Source organism: Synechococcus sp. BIOS-E4-1 (assembly GCF_014279995.1).
In the GTDB taxonomy this organism is placed as follows: domain Bacteria; phylum Cyanobacteriota; class Cyanobacteriia; order PCC-6307; family Cyanobiaceae; genus Synechococcus_C.
Genome location: NZ_CP047935.1, coordinates 1,243,377 through 1,260,892, shown reverse-complemented (window position 1 = coordinate 1,260,892; position 17,516 = coordinate 1,243,377). Strand labels below are relative to the sequence as shown.

Below are 17,516 nucleotides of genomic sequence, written 5' to 3'. Positions count from 1 at the left end.
GCCCTTTAACGTTTCTAGAGCTTCGAGTTGTTGCGCGTGCCAGAGACATGGGTATCAGCGGCTCTGCAGACACCATCCTTCCCGGTCTTGCCAGGCGGAGCTCCAATGGTGGCATCGCCAGGGAGACAGAACCAAGAGCTGATGATGAGCACAAGTTGACTCGGCCCTAAACAATAGAAGCAGTATTATTGACGACATTAAAAAACCAGTCAAGAAAAATCTTCATTATCAGCAAAATTCATATGCCTGTCAAGACAATTATTCAGGCATTTTTGATCATCTCTATCACACACAATCATGCAGGTAAAATACTGATCGATTGCCTCATACCTGGAATCAAAATAATCGACTCGAAATGTCGACATACTTGCTGATGATGTTTGAGCAGTCATTGTTCGGAAGAGCGAGGAGCGACGGGAATGAACCCCGATGACTTGAAGATCACAGGGCACTTGGTGATGACTGATAGATTTCCCGGTGGAAACAGGAAGAAGATTTGAAGAATTTCTGGTGAAGCCTGAAAAGCACTGCAACAACTGAAGTTGACGCAGCATCACCCTGTCTCCAAGCATCATCCGACCTTGTCCAGTCCGGCGAGGCTGAGCAGCATTTGCGAATTCTGTCGACCGATGCTTGAACCTCTAATCAATGAACGGCTAACGCGAGCTTGTCGCTTTCATTCCTTTCGTTGGCGTTGGTGATGGTGATGGTGATGGTGATGGTCATCAACAGGATTCAGCAGAGCGCTCCTTCTGGCTATGGCAGCCGCATTGATTCTGTTGATTCGCACGCCAGATCGCGAGATCAGCCCAGGGGAATGAGTCGTGTACAACGATCCCCTCGAGCCATGAGTCGATTGGCATCAGTCTTACTTCCGCGCCCTGCTGCTGAACTGGTTTCTGTTAATGCAAACCGCTGTTGCGCTTTATCGCTTGTTGGTGCGAACGGTTCAGACGCCACCCAGCATGAGTGAACGGCTTCGGAACACGCCTCTGTTTTAAAAGACGTCAATGGCTTTGCATCCAGGGCATGCTGACTACGAGCGAGCACTCGCTGAACTGTTTAACGGTGACGCTGCAGCTTGCGATCCGCTGATGATCCTTCAGCCTCGCAGCGAACAGGATGTGGTTGATGCTGTTCTGCAGGCACGCCAAACCGGCGTGCCTCTGATGGTGCGCAGCGGAGGCCATAGCCGCTTCTGTGCGGCCGATGGAGCACTGGTGCTTGATCTTTCTGCGCACTTCACAGCCATTGAGCTTGAGGAGGATCAGGTGCGGGTGCAGGCAGGCGTGGGTATGGGAGCACTGCTTCGAGCCTTGTCACCCCATCGATGCATGCTTCCTGTGGGCACGCATGCAACGCCCGGCTTTGGTCTGCTCTTGATGGGCGGCATCGGCCATCTCAGCCGCAGCTTGGGCCTCACCCTCGACAGCATCGTGGCGTTGCGGGGTGTTCGCGCCGACGGCACGCCATTTGTCTTGCAGGGGGAGGCGCAGGATCCCACGGGCTGGAGGTTGCTGAGGGGAGCTGCACCCTTTCTCGCCGTGATCACGGAGGCCACGCTTCGGACCCACGCACGACGATCGTTGGATGTGATGCGTTCCCTGCATGCTCTTGAGGAGTTGCAAAACCATCTCCAGGAGGCGGAGGTCATGCCTCGATCCAGGTCGTGCTCATTTGTGCTGGGAGTCCCTCCCGACAGCAAAGAGCCCTCTGTACTGAGCTACGTCGTCAACGTCGCAGGGGATAGCGATGTGTCTCCATGCGAAGCAGATTCCGTGGATGTCTGGCGGGATCGCGTGATGGGCTTGGAGGACTTACCGGACTTCAACATGCCTCTACATGACGGATCCTTTCCGGTGGAGCCGGCAGCAGATACCAATCGGCGACGGCGACTTCGATCCTGGATTCATGCCATCAGCGTGAAACCTGGCCAGACGGAAACTCTGACCAGCATTCTGACCAAAGCGATTCAACGAGCTCCGAATCCTCTCTGTCGGATTGATTTGCAACACATCGGTGGAGCGGTGCGTGATCAAGCGATGCAGAGCTCCACTTACAAAGGGCGAGATGCCGAATGGTCAATTGTGATTTCGGGTCTCTGGCATCCTGACGACAACCTGGCTGGGCCGTTGGTGAGGCAATGGTCTGATGCCCTTTTCGATGCTCTAGCCCCAATCTGTTGCCACGTCTATTTGGTGGAACGCCATCCCGGAACGATTCGCTACGGACGTCAATTGCAGCTGGCCTATGCGGAGGATCTTGCGCTTTTGCGCGAGATCAAGCGCCGGTGGGATCCAGATCAGATCTTGCCGACACTCGACGTACCATCACAGGCTGGCGAGTGATCGCAGAGGAGCCCTCAGAGCTGTGATTCCTGCCATCACGAATGCATGCCGATTGTTCTCCCTGGGTAGTCCAATCCGCCTGTTCAATCATTGATTAAACGACCCTAAGCCGGTGTTCACGATGGTTTGATGTGATGGCGTTCTTGAATAGTTCAGAGGGATATAAGCGGGGTCACTTAATTGCCCTTTGCTTTGTTGATACTGGCTGGAGAGTTTCTGATAGGTTCCACGCAGCGATGTGGCGCGTTGATTGAACGAATATCGATCACTGCTATCGCAATTTTCGATCAGATCGCAGATGCAGTAGCTCGTCCAGTAGTTGTTTGTGCGTGCATATTCTCCCGGATCATGCTTAAAGACCTCTTTGAGGATGTTGAGGTCATGCCCGATCTGGAATGAATCACGGGAATCTTCGTGACTAAAAAAGTAGTAGAAATTGTCAAATCCTGCCCATGTAATCGCAGATGAACAGAGTGTGCAGGGTTCATGTGTGGCCAAGAAAAGAACCTCCTTGGGGTCGACATGCTGCTCGCTTTTTAAGTTGTAGTAGCTGTTGATTGTTTGAACTTCTGCGTAAAACAAGGGATTAAGCGTTTCTTGATTGGTGCCTGCAATGATGGTTGAGAGGTCTTTTTTATTCAGCATCGCTGCGCCGGGAGTGGATGGGTCCTGGGTAAAGCTCTCAAACCAGGATCCTTTGGATTGGGTGCCTGGTCGCAAGGGGGCGAATCTGTGGTCTGCCAAAACGACAGCACCACGAATTGCTTCAGCGAATTGGGTGCATGGGGGGTGTATGCCCTGCTGAATCAACGATTTTCCAGTTTTCGGCCTGAGCAAGACAGCAGTGGGATCAATGGTTTTCTCAGTGCCGGCTGGTCGCCGTCCATCAGCAATCAGATGGGTGCGTCCGTCACGGCAGGGGTGACGGCAATGGGGCCTCTGGAAAGCCGTCCGAACGACAGCATCGGTGTCGGTCTCTCATGGGCAAAAATCAATAGAAGCGAACCATTTTTGGAAGCTGAATTCAATCCCAATGAGCTGATGTTGCAGGGATACGCGCAAATCGCCCTCGCCGATTCGCTGTATTTCCAGCCCACGATCACCGTGCTGCCTCTCGTGGGTGACCGTGACGCAGAAGATGATTCGGTCAGTGGTCTTCTGCAACTCACCATGCTGTTTTGAGAGCGTTATCCAAGTCCGGGTGACAGGTGGGGGAAAGACCGACGAAGTATTGCCGTTGCTTGCGCCAAAGACCTTAGCCCCAGCTTCACTTCGCCCCCTGCTTGCCCTTCAGTGGTTCATGACTGTGATTGCAGTAAGGCCAGCCAGGCGAATGACACCACTCAGGATGGGTATCACCCGTCCCCTGATCAGCTTCGCCTTGAAGCTGCTGCGATCGAAGCTGGTGTTTGATGATTGGCTACCGAAAACTTGTCGTTTTGGTTCCTTTCGTTGTCGTTGGCGACGGTCATCGTCACGATTCAGCAGAGTGCTCCTCCCGGCCATGGCAGCAAAACACGATGAAGCCTTGATGCGTGAAGCGATCCACCAGATGCGTGAGGCAGGGATCGTCAATAAATCAGGGGGCCCCTTTGGAGCTGTGGTTGCCAAGAACGGCGAAATCGTGGCCTCAGCAGGCAACAGCGTCATCAAGGATCTTGACCCAAGCGCTCATGCTGAAGTGAACGCGATCCGAGCGGCCTGCAAGAAACTGGGCACATGGGATTTGTCTGGCTGCGTGATGTACACCAGCTGTGAATGTTGTCCGATGTGTTACGCCACGGCCTACTGGGCTGGCATACGCAACGTGTTCTACGCGGCCTCCTGGTCGGATTACAACGACCTGTTTTCCGATGAAGCCATCAATCACGACATGCAGAGACCAAAGGATCAACGTGAGATCAAACTCACACAGATCCTCAAATGCGAGGCTTGCAACGTGTGGGATGAGTTTCGTGAGCTGCCAGACGGGGCACGCTATTGAGCCTCAAAAGCCAGATCCGCCATGTCTGAGAAAACCGAAAGTCGATTTGTCTACACGATTCACAGCTCCATCGATGCCTCACAGCGTGAGGACTATCAGAACATTCAGGAGCGTATGAATTGTGCTGCTCAGGCTTTCAACGGCTACCTCGGACAGGATGTTGTTTACGAGAATTCAGGCACTGGTTCAGAACTGAAGGTCACCACACATGTTCGCTTTGAGGAACTGGAGCAGTGCCTTCTCTGGCTGGACAGCTCACAGAGAAGAGAGTTGCTCAATCAAGCAGAAAAACTGATCGGCTATCAGTATCGCTTCCGCCTGGATTCAAACTCCTTTGACCAGTGGATTCAGGCAAAGGGGACATCGCGAACACCGATCTGGAAGGTGAATCTGCTTGTCTGGCTGGCGTTATATCCCTCTGTGATGTTGCTGATGTGGCTCGGGGGATCAACCCTTGGCAAGTTATCTTTGCCGCTCAATATGTTGATCAGCAACCTGATCACGGTGTTGCTCACTGGCTACTTGCTGGTGCCATGGCTGAGCCGCCTCTACTCCAACTGGTTGTCCACAGCGTCTCGGCGCTGGACTCTGGTCGGCTGCAGCACCATTGTTGTTGCACAGGGGCTTCTGCTGATGCTGTTCTCCGCTGTTCCAGGCTTTCCGTGGAACACAACCGGGCCATAACGCTCGCACTGTTGACGCGCTGAAGACATTTACTCTGCAAGCTGAAGATCGAGAAGTGCAACCTCTGCACTCAGCCCCGGGCCAAAAGCCAGCGCAAGACAAGGGCCAGCAACCGATCGCTGACGCAGGCGTTCGAGGATAAAAAGGATCGTTGCCGACGACATGTTGCCGTGGTTCTGGAGGACGACTCTGGACTCCTCCAGAAGCCTGGGGTCCAGTGCCAACGCTTCAGCGCAGGTCGAAAGAATCCTCGGACCACCTGGGTGCACGGCCCAGCTGCATATATCCGAAAGATTGACGGCACGATTCTGCAGCCATTCCTGCAACCAGGGCTGCAGTGCTGACCCCACTGTTTCGGGCACAAGAGGCGACAATCCCATGGAAAAGCCGTGATCACCAATCTCCCAGTGCATGAGATCAGCACTTTCGGGAATCACCATCGAACCACTGCTCTGCAGCACAAGGTCCCGATCGGAGGATGGTGGGCCAGATGAGCCGACAACAGCTGCAGCTCCATCGGCGAACAACGCATTGGCCACCACTTGTTCAGGATGCCAGCCATACGACATATGCAGGCTGCAAAGCTCCACGGCGCAGAGCAGAACCACGGCGTTGGGATCCATCTCGGCATAAGCATGGGCAACACGTAAACCGTTAAGCGCTCCATGACAGCCCATGAATCCAACATGGGTTCTCTGCACTGCAGCGGACAGTCCAAGCTTGTCCATCAGGAAAAGATCGACGCCAGGGGATTGAAAACCAGTGCAGCTCACGGTCACCAGATGGGTGATCGTTGACGGCGGCAAACCGGAATCATCTAACGCCTGACGGACAGCCTCCAGGGCAAGCCAGCCGGCATGATCATCGAAGGCTTGCATCCGTTCCGCAGTGCCAGGACTGTCGGGTCCGTAAAAGCTGAGACGCTCCTGGCTGGTGGCATGGTCTGCATCATTCCCGAGCAGCACACTTCCACGGTTGAGCACCTTGGTCTTCTGATAGATCCGAGCCATCAGCCTTGCCTTATCTGGACTTTCGGCATTGATCCGATGCGCCACTTCCACAGCTTCCGCTTGACTCAGCCTCTGAGTGGGCACTGCAGTACCAATGCCATGGAGTGTCAGAGGCATGGATCAGGGCTAGCCGTATGAGAAACATCCCGATTGAGAGCGCTGATGACACGCTCAGGTATTTCTGGCCAGTGGCATGCCAACCTGAATACGGCGGCGGTGGCGAGCGGTTGACGCAACAATGTCGACAACAGTCGGCAAAGACGCTGACGGCTCACCGTCAGTTCCTCCAGTTTCTGTTGCCAACGCCGCTCAAGAGCACCGCTCCATGCTCCCTGGGCCTCCTCCACGAAAGGAGCCACCGCCGCTCCGGCAGCGAGAGCCCAGGCCATGCCTTCACCAGTGAAAGGCTCCACATAACCGGAGGAATCGCCCAGCAGCAAAAAGCGTTCACCGGCAAACACACCGGATCGGCGTGTCAGCTCCGGAGTCAGCTGCCAGCGTGATGTCTCCAGAGCTCGCGGAACGGCGAAACCGGCCCGACGCAGAACCAGATCCGCCGCACAGGACGCTCCACCTGCAGACCTGAGTGCAGCGGGGTCGAAAGCAGCTGCCAGGTTAAGCGCTCCATCCTCACGTCGCACCAGGCCAACGTATCCATGTCGGCAGATAGCCATGTGGATCGCACCGGATGCGTAAACATCATCGTCGTCGTTGATGAGACAACCGGCTCCGACCCTTGATCTCTCGGCGATCCGGGGCCTCGAATCATCGCTCGACGCCAGAACCTGATGCTGCAAACCAGCTGCGACCAGAACAACACGGGCCCGAACCCGCTCGGCTGGCGCACCGCCGGAAGGACGCAGTCGCACCACTCGCTCACCGGCGGAAGTCTGCTCAAGAACGGCACTGGTCTGAAATCTCAGCGTGGCTCCTGCCGCTTCAGCTGCATGGACCAAGGCCTGGTCGAAACGCTCCCGGGAAAGGGCCCAGCCACCGGGCAACCCCAGATTCAGCGAACTGCCGTTCCAGCCAAGACGCACTTGATCGAGAGCCACACCTCCCTGATCACCGATGAGGTCCGGCAGCCCAACCGCAGTCAAGGCGGCCAGGGCATTGGCATTGAAGCAACAACCGCAAACCTTCCAACGCGGGAAAGAACGCTTCTCAACGAGCAGAACAGTCAGACCGCGACGTGCACAGTCGTAGGCGGCCAGGCCACCAGCGACTCCTGCTCCGATCACAACAACGTCCCAGCTCCTCTGCATTTCAGTGGGGTCTCCAGCAAAGCCGGTATCGCTCAGGCCAGGTGCGTTCCAACACGGGATTGTGCAACCCGGCCTGGGCCGCGAGCTCGAGAATCTCCAAGGGCGTGTATGCCGCCTGAACCGACAGCGGACCGTCGTAATGCACCACCCAGGATCGGCTCAGCAAGCGGGTTCCGGCCCAGGCCAGCGCGTACCCCAGGCGGCTGCGGATCAGATCATCCACCAGCACAAGACGACTTGCCCGGGCAGCCATCACGGCCAGCAGTCGCACCACATCGACAGGATCCAGGTGGTGAGCGAAAAGGGTGCAGTAGACAACATCGAATGGTTCTGACTCGGGGGGAGTCAGAGCGTCGGCAACGAACAGACCAACACTGCTGTTGTGCCTGGCGACATTGCGACGGGCGATGCGAATCGCTTCTGGGTTCAGATCGCAGGCCTGGATCGACCAGTTCAGCTGTCGTCGTTGTGCCATTGCGGCCAGCTCGATGGCTGTGTCGGCCCCTCCACAGGCCAGTTCCAGCACAGTCAGAGGCTCTGCAGGAGACTCAAGCGACAGCGCTTCCAGATGGCGAAACAGTCCTGGAACACAACGACTGACTGCATTGATTCTGCGCAGACCACGAAGCGCCCGGTCATGTTCGGCGGGATCCAGACCAGGCTGATCCATCACCTCAGGCCTGCGATCACGCAGCATCGGGGCCTGACCCGGAATCATCGGTCTGAGATCAATGGCAGCTAAAGCTAGGCGCCAGACGACGCCAACTGCTTTGCGTTGATTGGATTCAGGAGCTTGAATCCCAATTGTGCGAGATGAGCTTCGCGGCGAGAAGCGAAACAAAGAAACGAGCTATCAGAACAACAAACGCCTCTCGCTCTGAACATGACAGGCACCGTTGGGAACCTTTCCTGCCAATGGCTACGGCCTCTTCGATATGGAGGGAAACGTCTGGGAGTGGACGGAAAGTTCCTGGCAGGACCATCCGGGAGTGCACTGCTGCTGCTCAGGATCCGAAGCCGGAGGCGACCTGAAAATCATCAAGGGTGGTTCGCACCTCTGCTCGCCTCAGTACTGCCTCCGCTTCCGCCCTGCTGCCCGCTCTCCTCAGGAAGCCAGCGAAAGCACAAGTCACCTCGGCTTCCGCTGCATCTCGCGCAACTGCTGAACGCAAGGGTGTTTCTGGTCGCTCAGATCTCCCAGAGCAAAGCCTTCTCACTGACCACTTGGAGGATGTTGTTCCGTGCCTTCGCCTGCAGCTCGGCCGGATACCAGACGCCTGCAGGAATGGTCTGCTCAGCGGGAGAGAGGCCTGGGCGTCCGCGCAGCATCTCGATCGCGAATGCTGCTGTGGCCTGACCGACGCAATCTTCGAGATCCGCATGCACGCAACGCAACGTGACCTTGGCGGGCAGACCTGAATCGCAATCACCCTTGCTGACCGCATCAACACGCATGGCATTGGTGGCGCCGACAAGCTTGTCGACCACCCGGATGATCGGCATCGAAAACAGGGCCAGACCCTGCATCGCAGCGCGATTGACGAGCAGATCGCTCGGCAGCAGTTTCATGGCAGCGAAAAGACTGTTCCAGATTCCCGGTGCAGTGCCAAAACGCGAAGCGCAGTTGGCAACGGCCAACGCTTCAACGGTGGATGGCACATCCGGATTGTCGAGCAGAAAGCAGGCATGGCTACCCACGCCTGCACCGAAGTCAACCACGCGACGCTCGGTCCATGGCTCTTTGAACGTGAGCCAGCCATTCACATAGTTCAACACCCTGCTGGCCAGAAGCAGAAAGGTGGCACTCACGATGGTGGGCCCAGCACCACCGGTTCCAGCCGTGAAAAAGCTGAACTCCACGCGTTCACAGACCTCCGGGCCGCCAAGCTTTTGCACCGCTTCAGCCGCCATCAGTGCACTGACTCCAGGCCAGATTCCGCAGGACACCACGGCAGGAATCCCTGCCGCCACAGCATCTCCCGAGAGGTCCTTGGCATGTCGACTGAGGCTGAACTCATCACAGACATCGCAATACGGCACCCCTGCATTGATGCAGGCTCGCAGCAGATCAGGTTGCGTTCGCCCCTGGAACGGTCCCGCCGTATGCACAACCAACTTGACCCCACGAACAACGGCGACGAGCGACTCAAGACCAGCCTCGAGATCCACCGGCCTGAAGACGAGCTCCGGGAGATCGAGTCGCTTGCTAACAGCCTCAAAATTGGCCCGGCTGCGACCGCCGATGGCAAGCCTGAGAGGCGTGCACTCTGCGTCACGGCGGGAGAGCCGGTTGAGCCAGCGCACTGTTGAGGCTCCGACGCGCCCGTTACCACCGACAACGAGCACATCAACGGTCGATGGCGTCTCCTTCACTGCTGGTACCTGCCTGTTCTCAATGACTCAACAGAATGCCTTCCTCATCTCGCGGCTTGGTGTCCTGCACAAGAAGACTCAGGCCAGCCGCGGCCAGCATCCCCACCACCACAACGGCATATCCCTGCAGCTCCTGGATGGATGAGGGTCGTGTTCCCGCCGGCAGCCCCCATTGGGAAAACAGACCCACGGTCGGCTGCACAATCACCGGGAAAAACATCACGATGAAATTGAGGAAGGCAAGCGTGATCGCTCGCGTATGCCGCTTGGCGGTATCGGCCACCATCACAAAGGCCAGAGCCTGACTTCCCGAGGTGAGCCCCAGAGCGGCCACCAGCACAGCCACAAGGCTGACAGGAAGACGACTTGTGAAACAGAGCAGCAGAGCAAAGCAGGCTGCACTGACGGCACCTGATGTGAACAGAACCTTGCGGCGACCAATGCGATCGGACCAGTGGCCGGAGACCACACCGCCGATAGCGAAGCCGATGAACACCAGGGTGGTGATCAGACTGGCTTGATCATCAGGAAGACCGGCCTCGATACTGAAGAAGGACACACCCCAGAGATCACCGATCACAGAAACCGGCAGATAAACACCCGCGGCGGCGAGCGAAAGAATCCACAGATTGCGGATGTGCAGAATTCTGTTGAGCTGAAATCCCATCGGTTCAGGGCTGTTCGGATCGAAGCCGTCCTCTCGCATCAACTCGATGAACCAGCTCGGTCGTCTCGGTAAATAGAGCCAGATCAAGCAGGCGATGATCATGCCAGCCACGGTGCAGATCAACAGCGGCATCCTCCATCCGAAGTGATCTGAAATCAGCAGCAGGGGAAACTGCGCTGTCGCAGCCCCCAGCGTGCCGATGCCGGTGACCATCCCAGGAACCATGCCGTGACGCTGAGGCGGCAGCCAGATCAGTGAGAGATAGATCACTCCCAGATAGGCCACGGAACTGCCAAGCCCCTGGAAGAACCGTCCCAGACCCATCAGGACAATGTTGTCTGCTGTGGCGAAAAGGAGGCATCCGAGCGCAACAAGCACCGCTGCCGGAGCTGCAACGGCACGAACACCATGGCGATCCAGCAGACGGCCAACAAGCAGCTGCGCAGGCGCATAGGCCAGAAAATACAGACTCATGGAGAAACCGAACACACCTTCGCTGGCGCCGGAAACCTTGATCAGCTCAGAGTGCAGCACGCCGGGAGCGACCCGTGCAAAGAACTCGTAGAAGTAGAAGAGCGATGCGATACCGAACAATATCCAGGGCCGCCAACCCTGCCGGGCACGCTTGGCGCGCAGATGGCAGGCCTTGAGATGGCGTTGGGCCGCATCATGTGCTGGTCTGCCTCCGGGAGGGCGTGGTGACATATCTATCGACGCAAGAATTGATCAGCGGTGGGACGTCGCTGATGAATGAGCTGCATCCTTTGCTAGCCACGGTTGATCAGGATGACTCCTGAATGTTCAGAGGGTTGCATCAGCAAGAAGCCTGGATCCAAATCGCGCGTACAGGGCCGGAATCACAACCAGCGTGAGCAGGGTCGACGTGATCAAACCACCCAGCACCACAATCGCCAGCGGCTGCAGAATCTCGTTGCCGGCGCCAAAGGCCAGCGCTAAAGGCAACATCCCCAGCGATGAGGTGAGGGCGGTCATCAGAATCGCGTTGAGACGGTCAAGGGTGCCGGCCCGGATCAACGCCTTCAGGCTCTCACCTCTCTGATGACGTCGGTTGTAGTTGTCAACCAGCAGAAGGCCATTGCGGACTGCCACGCCGAACAGGGTGATGAATCCGATCAGTGATGCCACGGAAAGCACACTGCCACTGAGCAGAACCGCGACAAGACCCCCAACCAGCGCAAGCGGGAGATTAAGCAGAATGGCAACCGTGGCAGGCAGCGAGCGAACAGCCACCACCATCACAGCCGCGATCACTCCAGCAGCAAGCAGGCTGTAAAGCACCAAGGAACGGGTGGCACGCTGTTCAGACTCAAACTGCCCCCCATAGCGCAGGGTGTAGCCGGGAGGCAGTTTCACCGACTGCTCTACGCGCCGACGAATGTCATTGACCACAGGCCCCAGGGGGCGACCGGCGACGTTGGCGGATACGACGATTCTTCGGGAGACATCCTCGCGATTGACCTCGTTGGGACCCGTCGTCTGTTCAAAGGTCATGAAATCGCCGAGCGGCTTCAACGCCCCAGATGCGGTTCGGATTGGCAGCTCGCTCAGCGACTGCAGGTCGCCCTGCTGCTCTGCAGGAAGCGTCACAACAAGAGGGGCCGAAGAAACGCCGGAGGATGGCGCTTGGCCAACGGTCGTTCCATGCAGAGCCACCTCAGCGGCCCGCGCCAGTGCGGCGACGCTGACTCCGTCGCGCAGTGCCGCCTCGCGATCGATCCGCAGTTGGACCTGAGGCACCGGCAACTGCGGCTCCAGCTGCAGATCAACCACTCCGGAAACCTCACCAACCGCATCGCGGACCTGCTCGCCAAGATCACGCAGTTCCAGCAGATCGGGGCCGGCGATCTTGATCGCGATGGCACTGCGCACACCTGACAAAACCTCATCCATTCGGTGTGAGATGAATCCACCCACGTTGGGTGCCACTCCAGGCAGATCAACAAAAACTGCGCGGATACGGGCGATCGCAGCGGGACGGTCTCGCATCGCCTGATCACTCAATTCCAGATCCACATGGCCGATGTTCACCCCGGCGCCATCGGCATCGCCCGGTGCACGGCCGGCTCTGACCTGCACCCACTCCACATCGTCGCTGGACTGAAGCTGTTGGGAGAGCAGTCGACCCGCTCGGCTGGTCATCTCCAGAGAGACACCGGGGTAGAGCACCATGGAGTTCACCAGTGACTGCTCCCGGAACTCAGGCAGGAAAACCCTGCCCAGACTGGGAAGAATCAACAGGGTTGCAATCACCACAGACACAGCCAGCACAAGCACTCGACGAGGTGACCTCAGGACAAACTCGAGCAGGGGTTGGTAAACAGCCTGTACATGAGATTCCACCCATGACGCGGCAGCCGGCAAGGGAGCACGACTCAGAAGCAAGGCGCAGAGTGCCGGTGACAAGGTGAGCGCAACTGCTGTCGAGGCAACGATCGACAGGACATAGGCGATCCCCATCGGCATGAAAATACGCCCCTCCACGCCACTGAGCGTGAAGATCGGTGCAAACACCACAACGATGATCAAGGTGGAGAACAGCACGGGCTGTCGCACTTCAACGGAGGTTCTGAACACCACATCAAGAGGATTCAAGGGCTTGTCCTGAAGCCGGTTGCTGCGCAAACCCCGATAGCAGTTCTCCATATCGACGATGGCATCGTCGACAACGGAACCAATTGCCACCACCAGACCGCCAAGGGTCATCGTGTTGAGCTGGAGGCCGAGCCCGCGCATCAGCAACAGCCCAACCAGCAAGGAAAGAGGAATGGCACTGAGGGCAATCAAGGCCGTTCGCCAGTTCATCAAAAACAGCAGAAGCACCACCGCAACAATCACCACTCCGAGCAGGAGCGATTCACTGACGTTGCGGATGGCGATCTCGATGAACTTCGCCTGACGGAACGTCTGAGTGACCGAAACATCCGCAGGAAGCGACATCTGAAGCCGACGCATGCTGTCTTCAACAGTGCGCGTCAGCTGAGGCGTATCCACATCAGGCTGTTTGTTGATCATCAACACCACAGCCGGTTGTCCGTTCAGACTGGCGGCTCCGCGGCGCATCGCTGCTCCGGATCTCACCTCTGCGATTGAGCCGAGGGGAATGGCACGACCATCACCAGCACGGACCACGGAACGCGTGATGTCGTCGTCGTTGCTGATGGCATGGTCGCTGAGGATCAGACGCTCCTGACCACCGGAAATCTGCACACCACCGCGACCATTGAACTGAGCGTTGCCTGCGGCTTCTACAACTTCATTCAAGGAGACATCCTGATCCTTCAGAGCCCTGAGATCAAGCTGCAGCTGGGTCTGTGGACTGTCACCCCCATAGATCGTGACCTGTGCCACACCGGGAATAGCCAGCAGCGGATGTTCAAAAGTGCGCTGCACGAGAGTGCGAAGTTGCAAGGCCTGCTCGCGGGAGGCGTTCTCCGGAAGCGTGAATGCGTATTGAAGAATCGTTCCCAGAGGAGACAGCAACGGCGAAATTTCCGGAGCTTCCGCCGATTCAGGCAGCTTCATCCGCACTTGCTGCAACCGTTCCGACACGGCCGTGCGGGCACGCTCCAAGCTGGCCGAATCACGGAACACCACCTGCACCATCGACAGGCCTGGCTTGGATGCGGATCGAACTAGATCAACCCCTCCCAGTCCATTGACAGCCGCCTCGATCGGCTCACTGATCTGATGCTCGACCTGCTCGGGCGCCAGACCGGGCGCGATGGTCTGAATCTCAACCTGAGGTGGTGCAAAAGGCGGGAACACATCCAGCGGCATCTGCAAAACATTGATCACGCCGAGGAGACTGATCAGCAAAGAGCTGATCAGCACGAGCCATCTGCGGGTGATCGACCAACGCAGAATGTTGTTCAGCAGATTATTGAACATCAATGAACCGTGGAATCGCTGAAGGTCAGACTGAGAATGAGCCGATTCAGCGCTTGTTTTTCTGCGATTCAGCGAAGATCGACAATGCACCGGAGAGGACAATCTGCTCGTCTGAAGTCACACCGTCGAGAACCACCGTGCGGTCAACGGAAACGGTACCTGGCTTGATCACGACCGGGTCATAAGTGGTTCCGCTGAACACGAAGACATAGGGCTGTCCATTCGCCTTGACAATGGCAACGTTCGGCACACTCAACTGTCCATTGGCCTCGACCTTGGGCTTTTCAGAAACGATCCCGAGCATCTGATCGCGCTTGGGGTTGGCCTTCACCTGGCCCACAGAACCAGTCTGAACAAACTCATCGCCATGACCAGCGTGAGCCATCACTGGAGCCGCGTAGAAGGCACTGATACCGGCCATCGCAGCGATACACGTGAAAGCAAAAGCGCGCATGCACAAATTGTGATTGCTCCCATTGTGGTGAGAATGGTTATCAGCTGCCACCGTTGTGACACCAATTAGACACCTGAATGCTTCGGCGCTGAAGGACTGATGCTCGAGCTGCGACAAAAGACCTCAAAGCGACTTCAACCACAACCAGCGCGCACTCAGCAAAGGCAAGATTGGTTCACTCCCAGTCAAATCCACTCTGCGTGAGGGTCTGAGCCTCCACTCGAATCATGGTTTTTTCAGCTCTTGCGATTGCATGCACAACAGTTGTGGGAATTTCTGGTGTCGCGATATCCGGGGTGGTGATGTCGAACCCTGCACTGGCCCACAGCAAGGGCCTCTACGCAACAGAAGCCGAAGCACGCCAACGCGCTGAAGAGATCGGTTGCAACACAGTGCATAAAAACAACGGTCGTTGGATGCCTTGCGCGGATGAGCGTGAACTGCATCAACAGCTGCGAAAGCAATGAAGCGCGGCCCTGGTCCACAGCGTCAGGCTCGACGCATTCACCGCTGGCTCGTTCCGATCGCTGCAGCGCCATTACTCATCACAGCGATCAGCGGCTCTCTGTACAGCGTTCTGCTGGAACAAGGAATTGATGCGTTCTGGTTACTCAAGATCCATACCGGCAGGTTCGGCATGCTGAACCTGCAGTCGTTCTATCCAGCGCTGCTGGGAGTTCTCACTGTTGTGATCACAGCCTCAGGAGTCACACTGCTGATCAAGCCACGTGGCTGACAATCCATTGTCGACAAATCTGCCCCATTCCCGTCTCATCTCCTCGGGTCAGATTCAAGGCGTCTGATCCATTGAGTGCAGACCTCAGGATCGGATTGTTGTTGCTGATCCTGAAGAACTGCTAACCCGTTAACGAACGAACAACAACCATCAATGAGTCGATTCGCGTCCAGCTGCGCTGCTGTGGGATTGATTGCTGGCATCAGCTTTGCAGGCCTGCCGGCGGGAGCACAGACACCGACTTACTGCGAACCGGATATTGGCTCACCAGCGAATCTAAAGACAATCAAGCATGGGCTTCTCGAGGGCTATCTGGCATCCGATTCCGTACCTGACTCCCTGAAACTGCTGCCCCCACACCCCAAACAGGGTTCCCTGGCCTACGACCTCGATGTGGCCACTGCCGAGTCGACCTTTCCGCTCCAGGGAGGTCCACGCTGGGAGGTGGCGGCCATTGATGCCGATCTGAATTTCCCTGAAGCTGCAGCGATTTACTCCTGCACCCTTGGGGTTCCGATCACCAAGGAAGGAACACCAAGGCTGTACACCCTGTTGCGGCGAACCCTGAGCGATGCCGGTCTGGCGACCTACAAGGCCAAAATCAACTATCAACGCCCCAGACCATTCATGGTCAACGGCAAGCCGATCTGCACCCCGGATCAGGAAACACTGCTCAGAGGTGATGGCTCATACCCCTCCGGTCACACCGCTGCCGGATGGGCTTGGGCACTGGTTCTCAGCGAGATCGCACCGGAACGTCGCGATGCAATCCTGACGAGGGGCATCGAGTATGGAAAGAGCCGTTATATCTGCAATGTGCACTGGTTAAGCGATGTGCAGGCAAGCCAGCTGATCGCCTCAGGCACCGTGGCTCAATTGCACAACGATCCGGTCTTCCGCGCTGATCTGAGAGCCGCAAGAGCGGAAGTCCAGGCCATGCGCCGTCAGGGGCTTTCTCCTAACGGAAACTGCGACCTGGAGAGAAGAGCCTTTCAACCCTGAGGTTGGGCGCGACATTGGAACCGATCCGGCCTCTCCAGCCTTGGGGGGCCTTCCGATCCAGAGACGCGGATAGAGAGGTTCGGCAAATCTTTGCAACATCCATCGGGAGTAACCGGCTGCAGAGCAAAGCTGGAACCATCCAATCAGCAGATGACATTGACGTCACCATGAGCCTTCATTCCCGGATCGGCGGTGTCCCCGAAAATCTCCAGATCAACCTGAACGGCCGCGACGTTCGCATCACGCTGGAACGTCGTGGTCCGGAGAACGGCGACCTCTGGCTGCTGCTGCCAGCCCTGAGCACCGTTTCGAGCCGAGGCGAGTGGCATGAATTTGCCGATGCCATGGATGAACATTGCCAATTGGTGAGCTTTGATTGGCCAGGATTCGGCGACAGCGAGCGTCCGGCGATTGCTTACGACGCGAACGCACTTCGCCAGGTTTTGCCCGCCATTCTTCGACACCTTGATCGAGCTGACCAGGCCAAGATCAATGTTGTAGCCGCTGGCCACAGTGCTCCTATCGCTCTCGGATTGGCCGAACAATGCTCACGGCACTGGGCACAGATCGTGGTGGTTGCACCCACGTTCCGTGGTCCGCTTCCAACCATGACAGGCCGATCAGGGAAGAGCTTCAACTGGGTCAGACAGCTGGTTGAGCTGCCACTGGTGGGACCGCTTCTCTATCGACTCAACACCAGTCGACCAATCCTGAAACTGATGCTGCGTCGGCACGTCTGGGTCAATCGCAACCTTTTGACGCCTGAACGTCTGCGTGAACAACAAAACATCAGCCGCCAGCCTGGAGCTCGCTTTGCGAGCGTCGCTTTCGTGAGCGGGGGCCTGGACGCAGCCTCAGACTCGCGCTGGTGGCTGGCACAGACTCAGAAATTGCAGTGCCCTCTGCACGTGGTGCTGGCCAACGAAGCACCTCCTCGCTCAAAGCAGGAGATGTTGACGCTGGCAGACAAGGCAGATCGTGTCTCTGATATCGATGGACGCCTGGGATTGCATGAGGAATTCGGTCGCCTGCTGGCACAGACCATCAGTGCCAGCTGAGAAGCAGACAATGGCCGCGATGCCAA

Annotated in this window: 18 protein-coding genes; 9 read left to right on the top strand and 9 right to left on the bottom strand. The window is 57.2% G+C overall.

The genetic code is table 11. From position 1 onward, the window contains the following. Nucleotides 1-209: 209 nt before the first annotated feature. The gene (locus tag SynBIOSE41_RS17800; protein WP_222930586.1) at nucleotides 210-554 is read right to left on the bottom strand and encodes a hypothetical protein; all 345 of its coding nucleotides are present in this window, start codon (nucleotides 552-554) and stop codon (nucleotides 210-212) included. A 456-nt stretch (nucleotides 555-1,010) separates the two neighbouring features. On the opposite strand from SynBIOSE41_RS17800, the gene SynBIOSE41_RS06610 reads away from it, so the two are divergent. Then, on the top strand, nucleotides 1,011-2,348 hold the full coding sequence (locus tag SynBIOSE41_RS06610; RefSeq protein WP_186540104.1) for an FAD-binding oxidoreductase: 1,338 nt from the start codon (nucleotides 1,011-1,013) through the stop codon (nucleotides 2,346-2,348). A gap of 87 nt (nucleotides 2,349-2,435) precedes the next feature. Here SynBIOSE41_RS06610 and SynBIOSE41_RS06605 read toward each other — a convergent pair whose 3' ends face one another. Next, complete coding sequence (locus tag SynBIOSE41_RS06605; protein ID WP_255475987.1) at nucleotides 2,436-3,068, bottom strand: nucleoside deaminase; 633 nt, start codon at nucleotides 3,066-3,068, stop codon at nucleotides 2,436-2,438. Between the two features lie 12 nt (nucleotides 3,069-3,080). On the opposite strand from SynBIOSE41_RS06605, the gene SynBIOSE41_RS06600 reads away from it, so the two are divergent. From SynBIOSE41_RS06600 to SynBIOSE41_RS06590, 3 genes are all read left to right on the top strand, one after another. Beyond that, nucleotides 3,081-3,530, top strand: coding sequence for a carbohydrate porin (locus tag SynBIOSE41_RS06600; RefSeq protein WP_255475986.1), 450 nt, complete (start codon nucleotides 3,081-3,083; stop codon nucleotides 3,528-3,530). A gap of 322 nt (nucleotides 3,531-3,852) precedes the next feature. Next, nucleotides 3,853-4,332 (top strand): nucleoside deaminase, encoded by a 480-nt coding sequence (locus tag SynBIOSE41_RS06595; RefSeq protein WP_066909647.1) that lies wholly within the window; start codon nucleotides 3,853-3,855, stop codon nucleotides 4,330-4,332. Between the two features lie 21 nt (nucleotides 4,333-4,353). Continuing rightward, nucleotides 4,354-5,016 (top strand): hypothetical protein, encoded by a 663-nt coding sequence (locus tag SynBIOSE41_RS06590; RefSeq protein WP_186540103.1) that lies wholly within the window; start codon nucleotides 4,354-4,356, stop codon nucleotides 5,014-5,016. A gap of 29 nt (nucleotides 5,017-5,045) precedes the next feature. Here SynBIOSE41_RS06590 and SynBIOSE41_RS06585 read toward each other — a convergent pair whose 3' ends face one another. From SynBIOSE41_RS06585 to SynBIOSE41_RS06575, 3 genes are read right to left on the bottom strand one after another with little or no spacing between them, the layout of a single operon-like run. Next, a complete protein-coding gene (locus SynBIOSE41_RS06585; RefSeq protein ID WP_186540102.1) occupies nucleotides 5,046-6,143 on the bottom strand; it encodes a type III polyketide synthase in 1,098 nt (365 codons plus the stop codon). Beyond that, the gene (locus SynBIOSE41_RS06580; RefSeq protein WP_186540101.1) at nucleotides 6,134-7,291 is read right to left on the bottom strand and encodes an NAD(P)/FAD-dependent oxidoreductase; all 1,158 of its coding nucleotides are present in this window, start codon (nucleotides 7,289-7,291) and stop codon (nucleotides 6,134-6,136) included. Before SynBIOSE41_RS06580 ends, SynBIOSE41_RS06585 begins: the two co-directional genes overlap by 10 nt. Nucleotide 7,292: 1 nt before the next feature. Next, nucleotides 7,293-8,009: a class I SAM-dependent methyltransferase gene (locus SynBIOSE41_RS06575; RefSeq protein ID WP_186540100.1), complete on the bottom strand. Its 717-nt coding sequence runs from the start codon at nucleotides 8,007-8,009 to the stop codon at nucleotides 7,293-7,295. A gap of 178 nt (nucleotides 8,010-8,187) precedes the next feature. On the opposite strand from SynBIOSE41_RS06575, the gene SynBIOSE41_RS06570 reads away from it, so the two are divergent. Further along, on the top strand, nucleotides 8,188-8,457 hold the full coding sequence (locus SynBIOSE41_RS06570) for an SUMF1/EgtB/PvdO family nonheme iron enzyme (protein ID WP_222930585.1): 270 nt from the start codon (nucleotides 8,188-8,190) through the stop codon (nucleotides 8,455-8,457). Nucleotides 8,458-8,479: 22 nt separating this feature from the next. Here SynBIOSE41_RS06570 and SynBIOSE41_RS06565 read toward each other — a convergent pair whose 3' ends face one another. From SynBIOSE41_RS06565 to SynBIOSE41_RS06550, 4 genes are all read right to left on the bottom strand, one after another. Continuing rightward, nucleotides 8,480-9,664 carry a saccharopine dehydrogenase NADP-binding domain-containing protein gene (locus SynBIOSE41_RS06565; RefSeq protein WP_186540099.1) on the bottom strand — a complete coding sequence of 395 codons (1,185 nt, stop codon included), beginning with the start codon at nucleotides 9,662-9,664 and terminating at the stop codon, nucleotides 8,480-8,482. Between the two features lie 19 nt (nucleotides 9,665-9,683). Further along, nucleotides 9,684-11,036 (bottom strand): nitrate/nitrite transporter, encoded by a 1,353-nt coding sequence (locus SynBIOSE41_RS06560; protein ID WP_255475984.1) that lies wholly within the window; start codon nucleotides 11,034-11,036, stop codon nucleotides 9,684-9,686. A 96-nt stretch (nucleotides 11,037-11,132) separates the two neighbouring features. Beyond that, on the bottom strand, nucleotides 11,133-14,240 hold the full coding sequence (locus SynBIOSE41_RS06555; protein ID WP_186540098.1) for an efflux RND transporter permease subunit: 3,108 nt from the start codon (nucleotides 14,238-14,240) through the stop codon (nucleotides 11,133-11,135). A 46-nt stretch (nucleotides 14,241-14,286) separates the two neighbouring features. Beyond that, nucleotides 14,287-14,694, bottom strand: a complete 408-nt coding sequence (locus SynBIOSE41_RS06550; RefSeq protein WP_186540097.1) for an efflux RND transporter periplasmic adaptor subunit — start codon at nucleotides 14,692-14,694, stop codon at nucleotides 14,287-14,289. Nucleotides 14,695-14,996: 302 nt separating this feature from the next. On the opposite strand from SynBIOSE41_RS06550, the gene SynBIOSE41_RS06545 reads away from it, so the two are divergent. The 4 genes from SynBIOSE41_RS06545 (at nucleotide 14,997) to SynBIOSE41_RS06530 (ending at nucleotide 17,490) form a co-directional block, all read left to right on the top strand. Next, complete coding sequence (locus SynBIOSE41_RS06545; RefSeq protein ID WP_156486709.1) at nucleotides 14,997-15,161, top strand: DUF3721 domain-containing protein; 165 nt, start codon at nucleotides 14,997-14,999, stop codon at nucleotides 15,159-15,161. Then, entirely contained in the window at nucleotides 15,158-15,430 is a 273-nt protein-coding gene (locus SynBIOSE41_RS06540) for a fumarate reductase (RefSeq protein WP_066909613.1), read from the top strand. Before SynBIOSE41_RS06545 ends, SynBIOSE41_RS06540 begins: the two co-directional genes overlap by 4 nt. A gap of 153 nt (nucleotides 15,431-15,583) precedes the next feature. Next, nucleotides 15,584-16,432 (top strand): phosphatase PAP2 family protein, encoded by an 849-nt coding sequence (locus tag SynBIOSE41_RS06535; protein ID WP_066909610.1) that lies wholly within the window; start codon nucleotides 15,584-15,586, stop codon nucleotides 16,430-16,432. Nucleotides 16,433-16,434: 2 nt separating this feature from the next. After that, nucleotides 16,435-17,490, top strand: a complete 1,056-nt coding sequence (locus SynBIOSE41_RS06530) for an alpha/beta fold hydrolase (RefSeq protein ID WP_186540095.1) — start codon at nucleotides 16,435-16,437, stop codon at nucleotides 17,488-17,490. The last annotated feature ends 26 nt before the right edge of the window (nucleotides 17,491-17,516 follow it).

Coding starts and splice junctions, on each gene's coding strand:
- SynBIOSE41_RS06555 (WP_186540098.1), bottom strand. CDS start 14,240: ATGTTCAATAATCTGCTGAACAACATTCTGCGTTGGTCGATCACCCGC.
- SynBIOSE41_RS06585 (WP_186540102.1), bottom strand. CDS start 6,143: ATGCCTCTGACACTCCATGGCATTGGTACTGCAGTGCCCACTCAGAGG.
- SynBIOSE41_RS06580 (WP_186540101.1), bottom strand. CDS start 7,291: ATGCAGAGGAGCTGGGACGTTGTTGTGATCGGAGCAGGAGTCGCTGGT.
- SynBIOSE41_RS06540 (WP_066909613.1), top strand. CDS start 15,158: ATGAAGCGCGGCCCTGGTCCACAGCGTCAGGCTCGACGCATTCACCGC.
- SynBIOSE41_RS17800 (WP_222930586.1), bottom strand. CDS start 554: ATGCTGCGTCAACTTCAGTTGTTGCAGTGCTTTTCAGGCTTCACCAGA.
- SynBIOSE41_RS06590 (WP_186540103.1), top strand. CDS start 4,354: ATGTCTGAGAAAACCGAAAGTCGATTTGTCTACACGATTCACAGCTCC.
- SynBIOSE41_RS06610 (WP_186540104.1), top strand. CDS start 1,011: ATGGCTTTGCATCCAGGGCATGCTGACTACGAGCGAGCACTCGCTGAA.
- SynBIOSE41_RS06575 (WP_186540100.1), bottom strand. CDS start 8,009: ATGATTCCGGGTCAGGCCCCGATGCTGCGTGATCGCAGGCCTGAGGTG.
- SynBIOSE41_RS06550 (WP_186540097.1), bottom strand. CDS start 14,694: ATGCGCGCTTTTGCTTTCACGTGTATCGCTGCGATGGCCGGTATCAGT.
- SynBIOSE41_RS06595 (WP_066909647.1), top strand. CDS start 3,853: ATGGCAGCAAAACACGATGAAGCCTTGATGCGTGAAGCGATCCACCAG.
- SynBIOSE41_RS06535 (WP_066909610.1), top strand. CDS start 15,584: ATGAGTCGATTCGCGTCCAGCTGCGCTGCTGTGGGATTGATTGCTGGC.
- SynBIOSE41_RS06560 (WP_255475984.1), bottom strand. CDS start 11,036: ATGTCACCACGCCCTCCCGGAGGCAGACCAGCACATGATGCGGCCCAA.
- SynBIOSE41_RS06545 (WP_156486709.1), top strand. CDS start 14,997: ATGTCGAACCCTGCACTGGCCCACAGCAAGGGCCTCTACGCAACAGAA.